11 protein-coding genes and 1 pseudogene are annotated in these 15,916 nt (G+C 68.0%); 8 read left to right on the top strand and 4 right to left on the bottom strand.

The window, feature by feature from the left end; all coding sequences use genetic code 11:
- The first annotated feature begins 94 nt into the window (after positions 1-94).
- The 5 genes from OHA64_RS00130 to OHA64_RS00110 all read left to right on the top strand — a co-directional run bounded on the left by OHA64_RS00130 (position 95) and on the right by OHA64_RS00110 (position 6,116).
- Positions 95-916 (top strand): hypothetical protein, encoded by an 822-nt coding sequence (locus OHA64_RS00130; protein ID WP_405606316.1) that lies wholly within the window; start codon positions 95-97, stop codon positions 914-916.
- 48 nt (positions 917-964) lie between these two features.
- Complete coding sequence (locus OHA64_RS00125; RefSeq protein ID WP_405606314.1) at positions 965-2,110, top strand: hypothetical protein; 1,146 nt, start codon at positions 965-967, stop codon at positions 2,108-2,110.
- Positions 2,107-3,567: a hypothetical protein gene (locus tag OHA64_RS00120; RefSeq protein ID WP_405606312.1), complete on the top strand. Its 1,461-nt coding sequence runs from the start codon at positions 2,107-2,109 to the stop codon at positions 3,565-3,567. The genes OHA64_RS00125 and OHA64_RS00120 overlap by 4 nt, the downstream gene beginning before the upstream one ends.
- Positions 3,564-4,892, top strand: coding sequence for an AAA family ATPase (locus OHA64_RS00115; RefSeq protein ID WP_405606310.1), 1,329 nt, complete (start codon positions 3,564-3,566; stop codon positions 4,890-4,892). The genes OHA64_RS00120 and OHA64_RS00115 overlap by 4 nt, the downstream gene beginning before the upstream one ends.
- A gap of 195 nt (positions 4,893-5,087) precedes the next feature.
- Positions 5,088-6,116: a hypothetical protein gene (locus tag OHA64_RS00110; RefSeq protein ID WP_405606309.1), complete on the top strand. Its 1,029-nt coding sequence runs from the start codon at positions 5,088-5,090 to the stop codon at positions 6,114-6,116.
- Positions 6,117-6,549: 433 nt separating this feature from the next.
- Here the strand turns inward: OHA64_RS00110 and OHA64_RS00105 are convergent, their stop codons facing one another.
- The 3 genes from OHA64_RS00105 to OHA64_RS00095 all read right to left on the bottom strand — a co-directional run bounded on the left by OHA64_RS00105 (position 6,550) and on the right by OHA64_RS00095 (position 8,747).
- Positions 6,550-7,863, bottom strand: a complete 1,314-nt coding sequence (locus OHA64_RS00105) for a hypothetical protein (RefSeq protein WP_405606307.1) — start codon at positions 7,861-7,863, stop codon at positions 6,550-6,552.
- A 94-nt stretch (positions 7,864-7,957) separates the two neighbouring features.
- Complete coding sequence (locus tag OHA64_RS00100; protein ID WP_405606305.1) at positions 7,958-8,320, bottom strand: hypothetical protein; 363 nt, start codon at positions 8,318-8,320, stop codon at positions 7,958-7,960.
- A 211-nt stretch (positions 8,321-8,531) separates the two neighbouring features.
- Entirely contained in the window at positions 8,532-8,747 is a 216-nt protein-coding gene (locus OHA64_RS00095; protein WP_405606303.1) for a hypothetical protein, read from the bottom strand.
- A gap of 420 nt (positions 8,748-9,167) precedes the next feature.
- On the opposite strand from OHA64_RS00095, the gene OHA64_RS00090 reads away from it, so the two are divergent.
- Positions 9,168-13,532 (top strand): NACHT domain-containing protein, encoded by a 4,365-nt coding sequence (locus tag OHA64_RS00090; RefSeq protein WP_405606301.1) that lies wholly within the window; start codon positions 9,168-9,170, stop codon positions 13,530-13,532.
- 378 nt (positions 13,533-13,910) lie between these two features.
- Here OHA64_RS00090 and OHA64_RS00085 read toward each other — a convergent pair whose 3' ends face one another.
- Positions 13,911-14,675, bottom strand: a complete 765-nt coding sequence (locus OHA64_RS00085) for a hypothetical protein (RefSeq protein ID WP_405606299.1) — start codon at positions 14,673-14,675, stop codon at positions 13,911-13,913.
- 168 nt (positions 14,676-14,843) lie between these two features.
- Between OHA64_RS00085 and OHA64_RS00080 the strand changes: the two are divergent.
- Positions 14,844-15,317: pseudogene (locus tag OHA64_RS00080) on the top strand (DNA helicase); the annotation flags it as partial.
- Positions 15,318-15,514: 197 nt separating this feature from the next.
- Entirely contained in the window at positions 15,515-15,916 is a 402-nt protein-coding gene (locus OHA64_RS00075) for a hypothetical protein (RefSeq protein WP_405606297.1), read from the top strand.

The raw sequence follows: 15,916 nt of genomic DNA, 5'->3' as shown, positions 1-15,916 counted from the left end.
GTGGCGAGACACGTGAAGTGCCTGCGGCCCCAGAACCGTACATCAGAAACACGAGGTAAAACAGGAAAAGAAGGGTCCTGCTAATATCTGAGACATGCAGGAGCTCCTGGAGGCACTCGAGACACGCATGCAGCAGCTGCAGCACGCGATGCTGCAGGCACGCCTGCAACACGACGACGCCCAAGTGGCCTCGCTGTACGCGGACTTGAAGAGCACACAGGCATACTGGGCTTCGCTGGTCCTGCCCGCCGACGAAACAGCGTCAGCCCAGCCGGAGCCCGCTCCGGCGAGCGCGCCCCGGCCCCCGCGCGGCGGCCTGCCCATCCGCGAGCAGGTCCACCAGACGCTGACCCTGCTGACCGTCCCCACCACGCCGAAACTGCTGAGCCAGGTCCACGAGGCGTTCTACGGGCACCCGCTGAACACCCCGCGCCTGACCACGGTGCGCCGTGATGAGGAACGCTCCTTCCGCACGGCCCCCTTCGCCCGCACGTACTACATCTGCCCGGCCCTGACCTGCGACCTGCTCTCCCCGGCCCGCGCCCTCCTCGCCCTGAGCAACTGGCCGCTGGAACAACGCCTGGTGGGGCCGCTCACCCACCGGGTCCACTTCCTGACCGCCGCGCTGCGCATCGCGGACGCCGCCGGGCAGCGCGCGGACGACGTCCCGCCCCAGCCCCTCCAGCAGCTCCTGCAGCACTACCGCCGCAACATCCCCGGCTACCCGGGCACCCGGGGTCCCGTGGAACTGGACGCGCTGCGCGCTGCTGCAGAGGACGAGCTGGCCGTCCACGCCACAGACGATGCGAACACCCGCGCAGACGCGGCCGACCGCGCCCGCAAGCAGCTCAACGACACCGACCAGATCTTCGGCAGCACCCTGCACAACGCGAACCGCGTCCGCCGCACGGCGTAACCCCCTTCCGACCGCACAGCAGTGCCCCGCCCCTTTCCGAGGAAACCCGTGAGCTCGCTCGACACACGTCTGGACGTGTTGCGAGGACCAAGCCGGCCGCTGCCGCACAGTGCACGCACCCTGGCCGCGCTGACCGCCAACCCTGCCTGCGACCGCCGGGCCGTGCTCGACGCGGCCGGCATCGACAAGGACGCCCTCGCCGCCCACCTGGGCGCGCCCAGGCCCTCGGGGAAATCCCAACTCGCCCTCAAACACGGCCTCGCCTTCGAAGACCGGGTCATCGGCCGCGACCACGCCGAACTCGTACGCCTGCTGCGCGAGACCCTGGACCTCGACCTGCCCGAGGTCGGCTACGAAGACCTCAACTCGGTCGCCACCGACCAGGACAGGTCCACACCCCGGCTGCGCTACATCCACACCCGCTCGTTCATCCTCGCCGCAGCGACCAACCTGGCGCCCCCGCGCACCCTGCTCAACCACCCGGTCCTGCGCCTGCCCGTCGCCGGCCACCACGTCTACCTGGAACCCGACGTCGTCGCCTTCCACCACGACGGCACCTTCCACGTCGTGGAGATCAAGTCCTTCCCCGTCATCTACGGGCAGGCCGACCCGGCCAGCGTCAACGCAGCACTGACCCAGGCCGCCGCCTACATCCTGGCCCTGCGCGACATCCTCGCCGACAAAGGCCTGCCACCCGAGCGCGTCTCCGACGACGTCGTCCTGATCAACCCGCTGAACTTCACCGCGCGCCCCACGGCCGTACTCCAATGCGCCCGCCGACAGGTCAGGACCCTGCGCTTCCACCTGGACCGACTGCGACGCCTGCCCGAACTACTTGACCAACTCCCGCCGGACACCACCTTCGACCCGGTCTCCGGCCCGGACGGGAAGCCGACCCGTCCTGGCACCGAACTTGCTGCCGCACTGGCCCTTCTGACGCCGCGCTACACCCCCCGCCGCTGCCGCAGCCACTGCGACCTGGCCGTCCACTGCCGCGACGAGGCCCGCGCCCGCAACCGCACCGAGGCACTGGGCACCATCGTCCGCGAGGACACAGCCGGCATAGTCACCTCGACTACCGCCCTCGCCCTGGTCGATGGCCGCATCCACCCCTCGGACGCCCAAGCGGACATCACCCGTGCCCTGCGCCACGCACAACGCCTCTACGACGGCCTCCAGGCGGGCACCGTATGAGTCTGCTCGCATCCCTGCTGCGGCTGCGTGCCGACGCCGCAGGCAACGCCATCCGCACCAGCCACGTACGCCACTTCCACCTCAGCGACCAGCCCCTGATGCTGCTGCCACTGAAACGAACCGGACCCGCCGCACGACCCCTGGCAGTCATGCTGGGCACCGACCCCCTGCGGCCGCGCCTGCTGACAGCGCCGCCCTCGGGCAGCACCGCCACCATACGCGCGGCCCTGGCCGAGACGCTGATCGTCCACATCGAATCCCACCAGCTCAGCAGGGAATACCTGCCCGCCACCTCCACCCGCCCGGCATACCAGCGCTACACCGACGCGCCCCAACTCCTGGTCCCCAACCCACAAGCCGTGAAATTCCTGCAGAACCTCGGACTGGACCTGCGGTTCCGCCCCCTCGACGACCAGACCCCCGCCACGCGTTCCGCCAGGCGCCTGGGACAGTGGCTCACCCACTTCACCGACCGCGCCGAGATACCCGGCTCCGCCGCCCTCATCCCCCTCACCGACCTGCTGTCCATGCACTGGATCACGGGGCAGAGTCCGCAGGACGACGAAGACCTCGCCACTCTCCTGGCATGGATCGACCCGCCCCCCGGCAGCGCCGACGGACGCGACGCCGCGCGCCGCGCCGAAGACCCGGCCACGCACCGCCCCGCCGGCCCCGGCACCGCCGCCGCCTTCGACAACGAGAAGCTGGACCCCCTGTTCGACGCCTTCGCCCGCGACCCCGCACCAGCCCTGAAGGATCTCGAACAACTCCTGACGGGCTACCTCCAGCCCACCTGGGACCGCATGTGGCACGCCTACACACTGCTGCAGGCCATCCCCGAAACCCCGAGCGCAGGGCGCCGCTGGGCCACCGAGCGCAGCGAGTTCACCGACCAGAGCACCTACCTCGAACAGGGTGGCCGCTCCCGGCCGGCCCACGACCAGGCAGTGGCCGCCGCCATCGGCCTGGAACGAAAGGAAGCAGCGGCAGCCGCCTTCCACACCGACCGAGCCCTGGAGGATCCGTTCGTGCGTGCCGAACTGCGCACCGCAGGCGAAGCCGTCGGCGGCACCGTCACCGCGGTCGACACCCAGCACATCATCCGCGGAACCACCGGCCGCGCCCTGTGGCGCCCACGGATCACCCTGTCCACCGAGGATCCCGTACATCTGGAACCCGGCCGGCTTCTCGCGAGCCACCTGCACCGCACCGCCCGCTACCAGGTCCGCGAGGTCATCCCCCGGGACAGCGACACCCTCGTGGAACTGGAGATCACCGCCGGCATGGGGCGCGTCGACCGCCCCAACCACACCGTTCTGCCCAGCGCCGGCGCCTTCCTCGTGCTCACCGCCGCCCCCGAACACTCCCGAAAACCAGCCTTCCCCTCACGCGACCAGACCCCCTGGACCCACGGGGGACCACCCCCCGACCACGGCGACAGCAAGGAGGAGCAGTGACCTCCTCGCACCAGCCGGCGCAACCAGCAGACCCCGCCACCCGCGCCATCCTGGACCAACTCCCCACTCTCACCCACCGCGGCATGGTCGTGGACTCCCCGCCCGGCGCCGGCAAAACCACCCTGGTCGCACGCGCCGCCGGAATCCTCACCCGGCCCGGGCACCCCTGCGCCGTCATCGCCCAGACCAACACCCAGGTCGACGACCTCGTGCTGCGCCTCACCAACCTCCACCCCCGCCTGTCGATCGCCCGGCTCACCGCAACGCAGTACACGGTGCCCGACAGCCTGCTGACGCTGCCCCGCGTGCGGGCCAGCACTCGCATCCAGGACCTCAAAACAGCCCAGGTCATCGTGGGCACCGCCCTGAAATGGGCGACCGTCACGGACCGGCACTGGCCCTGGGCGATCATCGACGAGGCCTACCAGATGCGCTCCGGCACACTTCTGCGCACCGCCGGCCTCTTCGACCAGACCCTGTTCGTCGGGGACCCCGGACAACTCGACCCGTTCTCCGAGATCGACACCTCCCGCTGGGAGGGCCTGCCCCACCACCCCGTCAACAGCGCGGCGGCCGTCGTCCTCGACAAGAACCGCGACCTGCCCCTCCACTCCCTGCCCGTCTCCTGGCGCCTGCCCCCCTCGGCCGTCCCCCTGATCAACAAAGCCTTCTACCCCTCCACCTCTTTCCGCGCTGGAACCCACGAGACGCAGCGCACCCTGGCCTTCACCGCCAAAGGCATACGCACCCCCCTCGACGCGACCATCGAACACGCCGCCCGCACCGGTTGGGCACTGCTGGAACTGCCCGCCCGTTGCACCCACCGCATCGACCTCGAAGCCCTCCACACGACCCTCGCCCTCGCCGAACGGCTCCTGATCCGACAGGCCACCACAACCTGCGAACTCAACCCCGAGGGACAGGTCCTGCGCCCCGCCGACATCGCCATCGGCACCGCGCACAGCGTCCAGGCCGAACGCCTGCGCTCCCTGCAGGCCCAGCACTATCCTCGCCTGCACGGCATCAGCATCGGCACCGCGAACCGCCTCCAGGGCCACCAGTGCAGCGTCACCCTGGTCCTGCACCCTCTCTCCGGCCGCACGGACGCCTCCGCCTTCCACCTGGAAGCCGGCCGCCTGTGTGTCCTGACCTCCCGCCACCGCCACACCTGCATCGTCGTCGCCCGCGCCGGCATCGCCGACGTCCTCGACACCCACCCCTGTGACGAGCCGGTTTACCTGGGCGCACCCTCCAAAATCCCCGACGGCTGGGAAGCCAACCACACAGTCCTCCAACACCTGACCCACCACACCATCCAGGCCTGACCCACCCTCAGGAGTCGATCCCCTCAGCCCCCAGAGGCGGTAACCTGATCGCACCCCGCACCCAATCAGCGGGGCGCGAGCCGTTGCTCGTGGCCCACGACAGCCCGGTCATGCACGGCTCCGCCGTCGGCTGGGCCCCGCAACGCAGTGATCACGGCCTGCGGAGAGTCTGCGAAGTCTAGGAGGCTTCAAACGATGGCGGGAAACACCGGCAAGGTGGAGCGGTCCGGCCGCGTGCGCAACGCCCGGCCTCACGTTGCTGCGTCCGGTGTGGAGGCGGTGCTCCGGCTGGCCGAGGGGCTGCCTGCCCTTGCTGACGTGCGGGAGGTGGGGGAACACGAGCGCTCGGACCTGACGCAGACCGAGCAACTGCAACTGCAGCAGACCGAGGAGGTCATCGGCGCTGCCCTCGCGGCGGGGGACGCCGCACTGTGGGTGATCGCGCAGGGGCTGGAGCGCGCCGCCAGGGGTCGCTGGTGGCGCGCTACCCACGCCAGTCTCGCGGCGTACGTGGAGGAGAGGATCGGCCGCTCCGCCGGCTACGTCCGCCAATTGCGCCTGCATGCGCCACTCGCCCTGGAGACGGTCCGCCGGACCGGCACCGTCCCCAAGCCATCGCAGATGGTCGTCACCAGGAGGACCGAACAGCGGCACGGCCTGGACGTCGCAGTCACCCTCTTCGAGGTCGTCCGTGATGTCGCAGCTGAACTCGGAGGCCAGACCACCGCAGAAGTCCTGAAGGTCGTCCAGAACAACCTTCCCAAGCATCTGCCGGAGCAGAACGACGCACAAAGGACAGCGATCGAGCAGATTGCCCGCCGCACGCTGGCACAGCAGCCAAGTGCCCCGGGCCCCGACCGCGAGCCCCCGAGGCCCGCGCCACGGATGGCAGGCCACCGGCAGATCCGCCCACTCCAGCTGACAGATGTCGAACAAAAATCAAACGTGAGCGCTCGAATTCGAGCGCTCACGTTTGAATCAAATTCGAACAGTGGAGCTTCGCGCGCGGCACCCACCGCTGACGCAACACCCGTCGCGCACCTGCGCACCCTTGAGGAAGCCCTCGCGGCCTTGGCCGCCATCGACCAGAGCCTCACCGGCGACGTCTACGCCCAAGCCGCCGCCGACCCGGAGCAGACTTCCGAATACGAGCGGATCCGGCAGCACATCATCATCAGGGCTGCAGCCATCCGCGCCAATGCCCTGCGCGCCCCAACCGCCTGACATCCCGGCAGCCCCCTGCCACGTTTGCCGCTCCGGGAACTACGGGTACATCAACCTCACGCCCATCACCCCCGCCCACCGTCTCTCGCGCCCCGGCGTTGACACATCAGCGCCGCCCGGCTGAACGCCGGGTGTTCCCGCGAACGGCTCCGGGCTCCAGCTGTTACCGGACTCGGCGTGAACGTTTCCGCTGGACAGTGACCGGTATCCGCGGTTGTTAGCCGTACGCCAGCCCGTCGGCCCACCACATCCCCTCCTCCACAAGATCACCACCGTAGACCCCCGCGTCCTGGTGCCCGGGTGCTGATGGCGCGTCACCGGGGATGCCCGCAGACGCCCGGCCTGCTGCGGCGTCCTCGCTGCCGCGGTGGGGGAGAGGCGCCCCGGGGCGGACGGACCCGCGCTGCGGGGGCGGGCTGCCAGGTAGGTGCGGCTATTGATCGAGCAGGAAGTCAACGGTGCAGTTGACTCGCTTGCCGAGATCGCTGCCGGTGTATCGGGAGCTCGGGTTCAGCCCGGAGAAGCCGGACTCCTTGCTCAGCTTGTACTGGACGCGGCGATGGTGGGCGCCAATCCCCTGGAAGCTCAGGGGAACCATCTTGACCATGCGGACGTCCGTGTCTCCAGCCGTAACGAACCAGTTGCCGGTGATGGGGAAGAAGCGGTCGAACGCCTCAAGCGCCGTTGGGATCTCGTCGGCCGGGATGCCGGAGTACCTCGACATCCATTCGAACTCCTGCTCTTCCCGGTCATCGAGATAGAAACCGCCCCATCCCCAGAGCAGCTGCTGCCAGAAGGTTGCGTAGCGACAGAAGTTCGGCTGTTCACGCAGCCAGGCCATGCCGCTGTGGAATGTCGCCGGCAGGGTGTGGTAAGTGAGCCCTTGGAAGATGAAAACGTTTCGGTCCTCCGACATTCTGAACTCCGGCGCGCCGTCGGGATGCGCGAGCGCGTAGTCGACTGCCGACTTCAAGATCGACAGCCGGGCGCGGTGCTCCAGGTACGCGCAGGCCTGCAGTTCTGGGCGCTTCCCATCAAGCATGCCCCTGTAGCTCACGCTGCTGGCCGTTTCCGACTGAGGGTCGAACGTTCCTCCATCGAGCTCATCGGCATAGCCGCGCGTCAGCTTCGGATGCTCGCCGTACGCCTCGTACAACATCGCCAGGGACTCTTCCGGGGCCCGTGCGAAGAAGGTGCCGTTGTTGATCTGCCGGTGGTAGGTCTTCGCCGCCCGGGCTCCCTCGTCTCCCGCCTTCGCCTGCTTGTGGAGGAGCTTGACGAACTTCCGCTCGACACCGTAGGAGTGGCGCCACAGCCCGATGAGTTCTGGTTCTGAGAACGCTCCGAAGCCCTTCTCCGTGAAGTACGCCGGAGCGGTCTTGAAGTCGTCGAAACAGACGACGTCCAGCCCCAAGGGCTCCATCCGGCGCGGCGCGGTCCCACGGTCGTCCCACCGGGTGATGAAAAAGGCGCTGCGGGGAATCTTCAGGTACTGCATCCAACCGACGACCTTGAAGAGATCGGTGTATCCCCAACCCCCACCCTTGACCTCGACAAGCCTCCGTACAGCCTCTTCATGCGCGTAGTCCGTGGTGACGATGTCAAGCTCCAGGAGGTCCGCAGGATCGGACTCCACGATCTGCTTCTCCACGTAGTGACCTGACGCCTGGAACAGCGCGGCGACATAGTCCTCGAGTTCATCGCCGGCCCCCGGGATGTCCGGCAGCTCAACAGACCGTCCGCTCATCAGTAACCCCCTCTGATCAGATGGACTCTATCGGCCGGAAGGTCGACTCCCGTGCCCGGCCGCGATCCGGTCTCCACCGACGATGAGCAGCGATTCACCAGTCGCCGGGCGCGCTGCCCACCCACGCGATCGGCCGGCCCTCGCTGTTGCGGCCCCAGTGCGGTTCCTCCATCGAGGTCTCGTGGCCGTCGTCCAGGACGCAGATCCGTCCCCAGCGGCCGTGCTTGCCCGGACAGATCCCGGTGAGCCGGGCGGCGTCGCCGTCGCGCACGGCTTGGTCGTAACGGTCCTGGAAGGGCTGGAGGCGGGTGCGCAGCTCCAGGCCGAACTGCGTCTCCGCCTCCTGAATCTGCGCACTCACCCGCTGTACCTGCGGGTCGGCCAGGACGACCGAGATGGCCTTCTCCGCCCAGAGCGCGTCCATCTCCCGGCGCTGCCGCCGTACGGCCGCCTGCACCCGCTGCTCCTCAGAGCAACACCGGTCATCACGCTGCCGCTTCCTCCGCCGCCCACGCCAGCCCGAGGCCCGAGGGTTTCCGGAGCTGATCGGCGGTCAGCTTCGCTCTGCGGCCCTTGAGGTTCATCGCCCATAACGCAGCTTGATCGCGTGTTCCTGACCGTCCTCCAGCTCTTCTACAGGGGCCTGGGGACGGTCGAGCTTGTGGCCGTTACTGCGTCAGGGCCGCAACGCCCCGCGCGAAGGCCCCCACGGGCGCTGTGGCGGGCTTCGTGGGCGCCTCCGCCTCCGCCTCCGCGGGCGGGGGCAGTGGCGTGATGCCGAGCTGCTCCAGGCGCCTGCGATACCCGGCCTTCAGCCCCGTCCAAGTGGCGTGCTGGCGCTGCTTGATGAGCCATCGTCCGACGTCCTGGCCGTGGATGGTCATGCCGGCAGGACGTCGGTTCGGCCAGCTTGGCTGTCTTCGTCGCGCAGCAGTTCGCGTACGGCCGCGTAGTGCCGCTGCCAGTCGGCCGGCCATTCGGGGTTCCAGTCCGGGTCGACCTCCTGGAGCGCGGTCTCCCACTCGGGGCGGCCCGCCAGGGCGTCGGCGACGGAGGCTGGACAGCCACTGCCCCACCGGCCGGTCCAGCACGGTCGCCGTACGGGAAGCGCACAGCGTCCAGTGCTCCTCGTACGCCTTCGCGGCCTCCAGATTCTCCTGGAACTTCTCATCGGCCACCGACCAGACCATGAGGTGTCTGGGGCACGGTGTGGTGTTCCTGGCAGGGGTGCCGGCGGGGGCGGGTAGCGTGGTGGCTTTCGGGTGGTTGGGCCTGGAATTTCACGGTGGGTTACGGGGCGCTGGATGGTCACAGCTGGTGGGGCCGGGGACAAACTCCCCAATAGGTTCGAGCATTGGTGGACGGCGCTGCAGGTCGCGCGGTTGCTCAGGGGAGAGGCATCGAGCATTCATCTGGAGCCGTTGAACGCGGCCGGTGAGGGCATTGAGTTCGAGATTCGGCTTCCGGACGGTCCGTGCTGTGATCAGGTGAAGGCCAGCGGGAAGGCGTGGACCCCGGGTGTGCTTGCCGAGGTGCTGCGGAAAGTCAAGGCGCAGCTTGCCGAGGGCAAGCGGGTCCGTCTGATCGTGGCGACTGACGCACCCAGTCTGCGTGGCCTGTGTGTGCGTGCACGGGATGCGGATGTGTTCGAAGACTTCGAGGAGAGCCGGACAGGTCCGCACGCTGCATTGTTTGCGAAGGTCGTTGCGGCGTGGGCGGATGTCGACCAGGAAACCGCGTGGAAGTACCTGCGGCTGGTCGAGGTTCTGCATGAGCCGGAGGAAGGGCTCCAGCGGGCCGTGAACTTGAGCTATGCCGCGTTGGTGCAAGGCGACTCCGAAGCTGTCGTCTCTATCCTGCGCGCCCTGTTCGACCAACAGATCCACCATGTTCTGACCGCTCCGCTGGTGTGGGGCTACCTGGAGAAGAGAAAGGTCAGGCGACGTTTCCTGGTCGGTGACACGACCACGGTGGATGCTCTGCGGGGGACGGTTGAGCGTTTCGTCTTCAGCGCTAAGGCCCAGCCTGTGCCTTTTGGCCTTGCTGCACGCCCGCATGCGGACGATCTTGTCGAGCTGCTCACCGCGACGGGCTCGTCCGGTCGGCAGATCGTCCTGTGCGAGGGAGCAGCGGGCATGGGGAAGTCCACGGTCGTCAGCGAGGTCGCGCAGCGCTTGCAGGAGAGGGGTTGGTATACGGCCGCCGTGCGGATGAGCGCGGTGAGCGCGGACACGCAGAGCGCGGCCGCCCTGGGCCGTAGTGGCGCCATGGGCCTGGAGGATTCCCCTGCGGTCGTCCTGGCGAGCGTGGCGGGCGGCCAGCCGGCGCTGCTGGTGGTCGACCAGTTGGACGCGGTCAGCACCTACGGCGGCCGGATGGCCGAGGTCTTCGTCGCCGTGGACGAAATGCTGGGGCAACTGCTCTACGAGCCCAAGGTCAAAGTGCTGCTGGTGGCGCGCACTGTCGATGTGGAGCACGACTTCCGCCTAAGAGAACTGGCCTCCCATACCGAACGCGTCAGGCGGTTCAGGCTGGACGAGCTGTCCGACGATGCCGTCCGCGAGGTGCTTCTGCGTTCCGGAAGCGATCCCGCCAACCTGAGCTCGCAGACGCTACGGCTGCTCAGGGTTCCCCTACACCTGTCCGTCTTCAGCCGGCTCACTGCCGCTGCCCGTACGGGCAGCTACCGCACTCTGCAGCAGTTGTACGACCAGTTCACCGAGGAACGCCGGAGAGCCCTCGAACCCAAGACCACCCCAGCAGCGTGGTCACGCATCACCGGAGCCTTGGTGGAGTACCTGAGCGACAACGAGACCCTGAGCGCCCCAGATCCGATACTGGACGCCTTCGATCGCGCCGATCTCTGGGTCCTTGAGTCCGAGGGCATTCTCGTGAAGGAGGCCGGCGCCCGCACCGGGTTCTTCCACGAGTCCTACTTCGATTACCTCTTCGCGCGCACTTTCATGACTGGCACCACCACGCTCCACGATTTCCTCGTGGACTCCGGACAGGCGTTGTTCCGCCGGGCGCAGACCCGGCAGATCCTGGAGCACACTGAGGCGATCGACCCCAACCGTTTTCGCACTGATGCCCGTGAACTCCTCGAATCGCAGGTGATCCGCCCGCACATCAACGACGTGGTCATCACGGTCCTGCGTCAGATCGATGCCACATCCGACGACTGGAACGTGGTGGCGGACCTGGCCTGGAGTCCCTCGCCACTGGCGCCCAAGATTCGGTCGCTTCTTGCACAACCCGCGTGGTTCGATGCCGCCGATCATGACGAGTACTGGGAAGGCCTGCTTGCAGATCCCGCCACAGGCGAAGAGGCATTCAACTTTCTCGTCAGCGTCGTCGGCCAGCGGTCGCGGCGGGTCTCAGACCTGGTGCAGCCTTACGTCGGTGTGTCAGATGTCTGGAGAGAACGGCTGCAGCGCCTGGTCTTTTGGGCCATGAGCGCCGACCTTGAGCCGCTGGTGGTGGAACTCATCGACCGAGGCGAACTAGACGACCCCCACGGACGTGAGACGGGTGGCACGGCTCTCATGAGCAACCTGGACTCTCTGGCGGGCCAAGACCCCCACAGCGCCACCCGGATTCTGGGCGCATATCTCCGCCGGGCCGCAGCACGCGCCTTGTGGGACGGGCAGCCGGACCCGTTCACGGCGGGCTTCCTCACTGAGTACACACCCACAGCCCGCGACGTGATCTCTCCCTGTGCTGACGGCGCTCCCGCTACCTTCGTCGTTGAGGTACTGCCCTTCGTCCTGGAGATCGCCGCTGCGAAGAAGGCCGGCAGGGAGTCCGGCGACAAGACCTCCTGGGCGCACCCGTACCTCGGAACCCACGACGTGGGATCCCTCCTCATCCGAGGCCTCGACCAGGCACTGCGCGCACTGGCAGCAAGCCAGCCCGACACAGCCAGAAGAGCCCTGCAACAACTCATGGCGATCAACGGGCCAGAGACCAACTACATCGTGGCGCGTGTGCACACAGTCATTGACCAGCCCGATGAGGCAGTGGCGTGGCTGTTGGCAGACGACCGTTTCCGTCAAGGAACCTGGGATGATGTTTTGTGGGCCACCCGGGACATGATCAAATCCGTAACTCCCGGCTGTTCCAAGGACAGCCTCGACTCTCTTGTCACGGCCCTTCTGGGCCACTTCCCCTCTTGGGAACGTCCTCGCCTCGATCGCCGAGGCTTGTTGGGGATCACCCAGTACCGGCTGCTGTCGGCGGTAGACCCGACGCGCCGCTCGGATCTGGTACGTCGACGGCTGGGGGAGTGGGAAAGGAAGTTCGGGAGGGACGCACCAGGGGTCCTGACTCTCTCGCCATCCTCAGCGGTAGGCGATGTCGTGTCGGCCATCAGCGACGCGGCAGCTGCCCGGATGGAGGACAAGCATTGGCTGAAGGCCCTGGCCATCTACGCCAAGCCGGAGAACAACGGGCCGTGGAGCAGGCGAGGAGGGGCCTTCGCACTGTCTCAGACGTTGGGCCGCCAAGCAGAGCTCGACCCGCAGCGGTTCGCCCGCCTAATTCTTGCGTTGGACAGCACCACGCTCCTGGTCTATTTCACCGCTGTTCTTCACGCCAACGCGCCGTCCCTGGACGCGAACGTCTTTGCCGAGCTGTGTGCACACACCTACCAGTGTGTCGGTCCATCCAGCATCCCGGAGATCTGCCGCGCTATCGAGTCCAACCCCACCAGAACCAACCAGGCCCTCGTCAGACTGCTCGACATCTTTTCCGAAGACCAGAGTGCCAGCGACGGCTACACCGCGACCGATAACCTCGTCACTGCAGGGATCAACACCAACCGAGGACAGGTCGCAAGTGTGGCTGGAACGTTGTTGTGGCAGGGAGAGCAGCACCTGTCCGCACTGACGCCGATTGTGAAGCGTCTGGCCAAGGATCCGTCACCGGCTGTGCGGGCTTGCGCCGCACAGCCGGTACATGCACTCCGCAAGTACAGCCCCGACACCGCCATGGATCTCTCGGACGAACTACTGGCCTCCACTGCCGCGGACATTTATGGTGCCCACACCGTGCGCGACATGCTGATCTCGGCCCTGCAACAAGACACGTCCCGCTTCAGCCCTCACCTCTTCCAAGCCTTGTCGCTTCCGGCGGATGCCGGTAACAGCGGCGGCCAGGCCTGGGCTTGCCTCGCGCTCTGGGGAGTCCTGACACCAGACCTCCCTGCCACGGTTCAGGAACTGAGCGAGCCCGCACGAAACGGTGCGGCCCAGGTCTTCGCCCAACACCCAGAGCTCTCCCTCCCATGGCTGGCCGACCTCTTCAACGACACCGACCCCACCATCCGTGACAGCGCAGCCAGAGCCACCTTCAATATCAAGCAACTGAAAGCGGCTGCCCTGAACGATTTCGTCCAGACATTCACCCGCAGCAAGGCCTTCCCAAAGAACAAGAGGACCTTCCTCAACACCCTCAACCAGCAGACCAGCCTGCCCCCGGCCGCGATCGAGGCATGCGAGCAAGCGGCAGCCCAAGGAACTGACGCACGGTTGACCGGGCGCTACCTCATCCCCTTGTTGCTGCGCCTGGACCGGCAGGGCAGTCCAACTGACCGCGACCGCTGCCTGGACGTCATTGACCACTTGGCACTCACCGCGGACCTCGCGCCTGTGGACGAGGCCCAACGATAGGTTGCCACCGAAAGACCAGTTTTGCCCTCATTTATGGATATATCTTGAAGATCGGATCGTGGGATCCGAAGAGGTACTGTCGTTACCTCCTCGAATGTCCTACGTACTCGCCCACTCCAGCCCGAGCGCAGCCAGCGCGGCGACCTTGTCAGCACTGAGCTTCCCGTGCCTGCTCTTGCTGTTGGACAAGAACACCCGAGTTTGACCTTGGCCCCGTCCTCCAGCTCCTCTCCGTGGGCCCTGGGAGCGGTCACGGAGCCTGTGCGGGCCGGCGTCGGCTGCTCGCATCGAAGGAGTGTCCCCCAACCTCATCCTCCAGGTGAGCGCAAGGCAGTCCCGGCAGTGTGGGCGGAGCGGGACAACAGGCCCGCTGCGGGGTCACCTTCCTGGTGGGGCGCTGCTTGGTGCGCTGTGTTCGGGGAGGCGCCAGGAGATCTCGTCGTGCTCCCTGAGGTGCTGCCAGGCGGCCAGGAGGCGGCAGCGGACCAACTGGTCCAGGAGGTCCTCCACCTGTTGCGGGGACTGACCGCCCAGCCGGGCAAGGACGTCGAGTTCCGCACTTCCGACGCCGTCGGACGTGTGGGCTGCCAGGACCAGAGCGGTGAGCTGCACCGCGGGAGACATCCCGCGCGGCGCGACCAGCGGAACAGGGCGTAGGGCCCAGTGCGCCGCGCGGGCGCGGGCGCCGCGACCAGATGTCTGGGTCTGCATGTCCGCGTCGAGCAGACGCGCTTCCACGTGAGGACGCAGCGGGAGGGAACAGCGGAGCCACTCGGCATGTTCCAGTTCGCTCCAGAGTTCGGCACGGCCGTGCAGCCGCATGCTGCGCAGAAGACCGCTGGGGAGCCGGACGCGGCCTCGGCCGGTGGCGCGCAGGGCGCATTGCAGGGCCAGTAGCCGGGCGGCGGGGGAGGAGTAGCAGGGCAGCGCCACTCCGAGGTAGGTGAGCATCTCCCGGACGCGTAGCCGCTCGCCCGGTCCGTGCGAGGGCCTGGCTGCCGGACCGGCCTGCCGCGCGCGTGCGGAGGCCAGTAGGGTGTCGGGTACGACGGCGGTGTTGGTGGTGGCGGCCGCGCAGGCGGCGCAGGCATCCGCGAGGCGCCACACGCGGCCGCTGCGGTCGCAGGTCAGCGCCAGGAGCACGGGGCCGGCGCAGCCGCGATGACGCGGGTGCCAGGAGCAGCTTCGCGCCCGGCACTGGCAGGTCCGCAAATGCCTGGGCAGCACGTCCCGTCGGGCGTGGCGGGCCAGGTGCGTCAGGGCAACGGAGCGGGCCGAGGCGGCCGGCAACCGGTAGCCGTGCAGCGTGGCCTGCGTGCTCTGGCCCTGGCCGCCCGCGACCTCAAAGAAGGACGCCGCACCACGCATCCCGAACTGGTGCTGTTCACGACCTGGGGCGATCTGCAGGATTACGCCGCCTACGACCCCGCCGGCCGTGACCTGCAACCTCTGGTCGACCTGGTCGATACCCACGGCGCGGACGCCATCCTGACCGCCGTCGACCATCTCGCCCCCGAAGGCCAGGCCGAGGTAACCGTCTCCACCGCGCACAAGGCCAAAGGCCGGGAATGGGCACAGGTGAAGATCGCCGACGACTTCACCCCACCCTCCGACGGCCCGCCGCACGACACAGGGCAGGGGGCGGCCCGCCGGATCGACGACAAAGAGGCATGCCTGGCCTATGTGGCCGTCACCCGCACCCGGCACCGCCTCGACATCGGCGGCCTGTCCTGGATCAACGAGCATCCGGAAGGAGCATCGGCCAGTCCCCAGCCACCACAGTGATACTCCGGGCGGGTTCTGGGCGTTCGGTGCCTCCGCCTGGAAGGAGCGCACGGGGGAGCGGCGGTACGGATCGCAATGATCCGGGACGGTGCAGCATCGAGTGTGACGGGCGCCGACCCTGCCGGTGACGGCACATCCGAGAAGCCCTCAGTGGCCGCCCGCTGTCCACAGACGGCCCCCGGCAGGCTTCTTGAGCTATGAACATCAGCTCGCCGGGCATCGCCCGGAACAACAAGACGACGCCGCGCTGCGAACGCCACGACGCGCTCCTCCAGCCGGAAGAGCGGACCGAGTTCGCGGCCCGGTTCCCGGCCGGCCACCGGGCGCAGATGGCGTTCCTCCTGGCCAACTACGCCGACAACGCCTCCGTGGTCGGGGCGCTCTTGGGCACCGGAGTGCGTACGGTGCGCCGCCACTGCCGTGGGTGGCCGCCGCCGCCCGGGCTCCGGCTGCGCCGGGCCCTGCGCCGCCGTGTCGTCGACCTCGTGTGCCCGCGGTGCCTGTCTGATCGTGCGGTGGAAGCGGCGCGCCAGGTGAAACGGGAAGCCCGGCGCGCGGCCCGACGGATTCCGCGGGATCAGGGCGGCCCGGATTGCTGA

It is taken from the genome of Streptomyces sp. NBC_00076, assembly GCF_045041235.1.
GTDB lineage: Bacteria > Actinomycetota > Actinomycetes > Streptomycetales > Streptomycetaceae > Streptomyces.
This window is presented reverse-complemented; position numbering and strand designations above follow the sequence as displayed.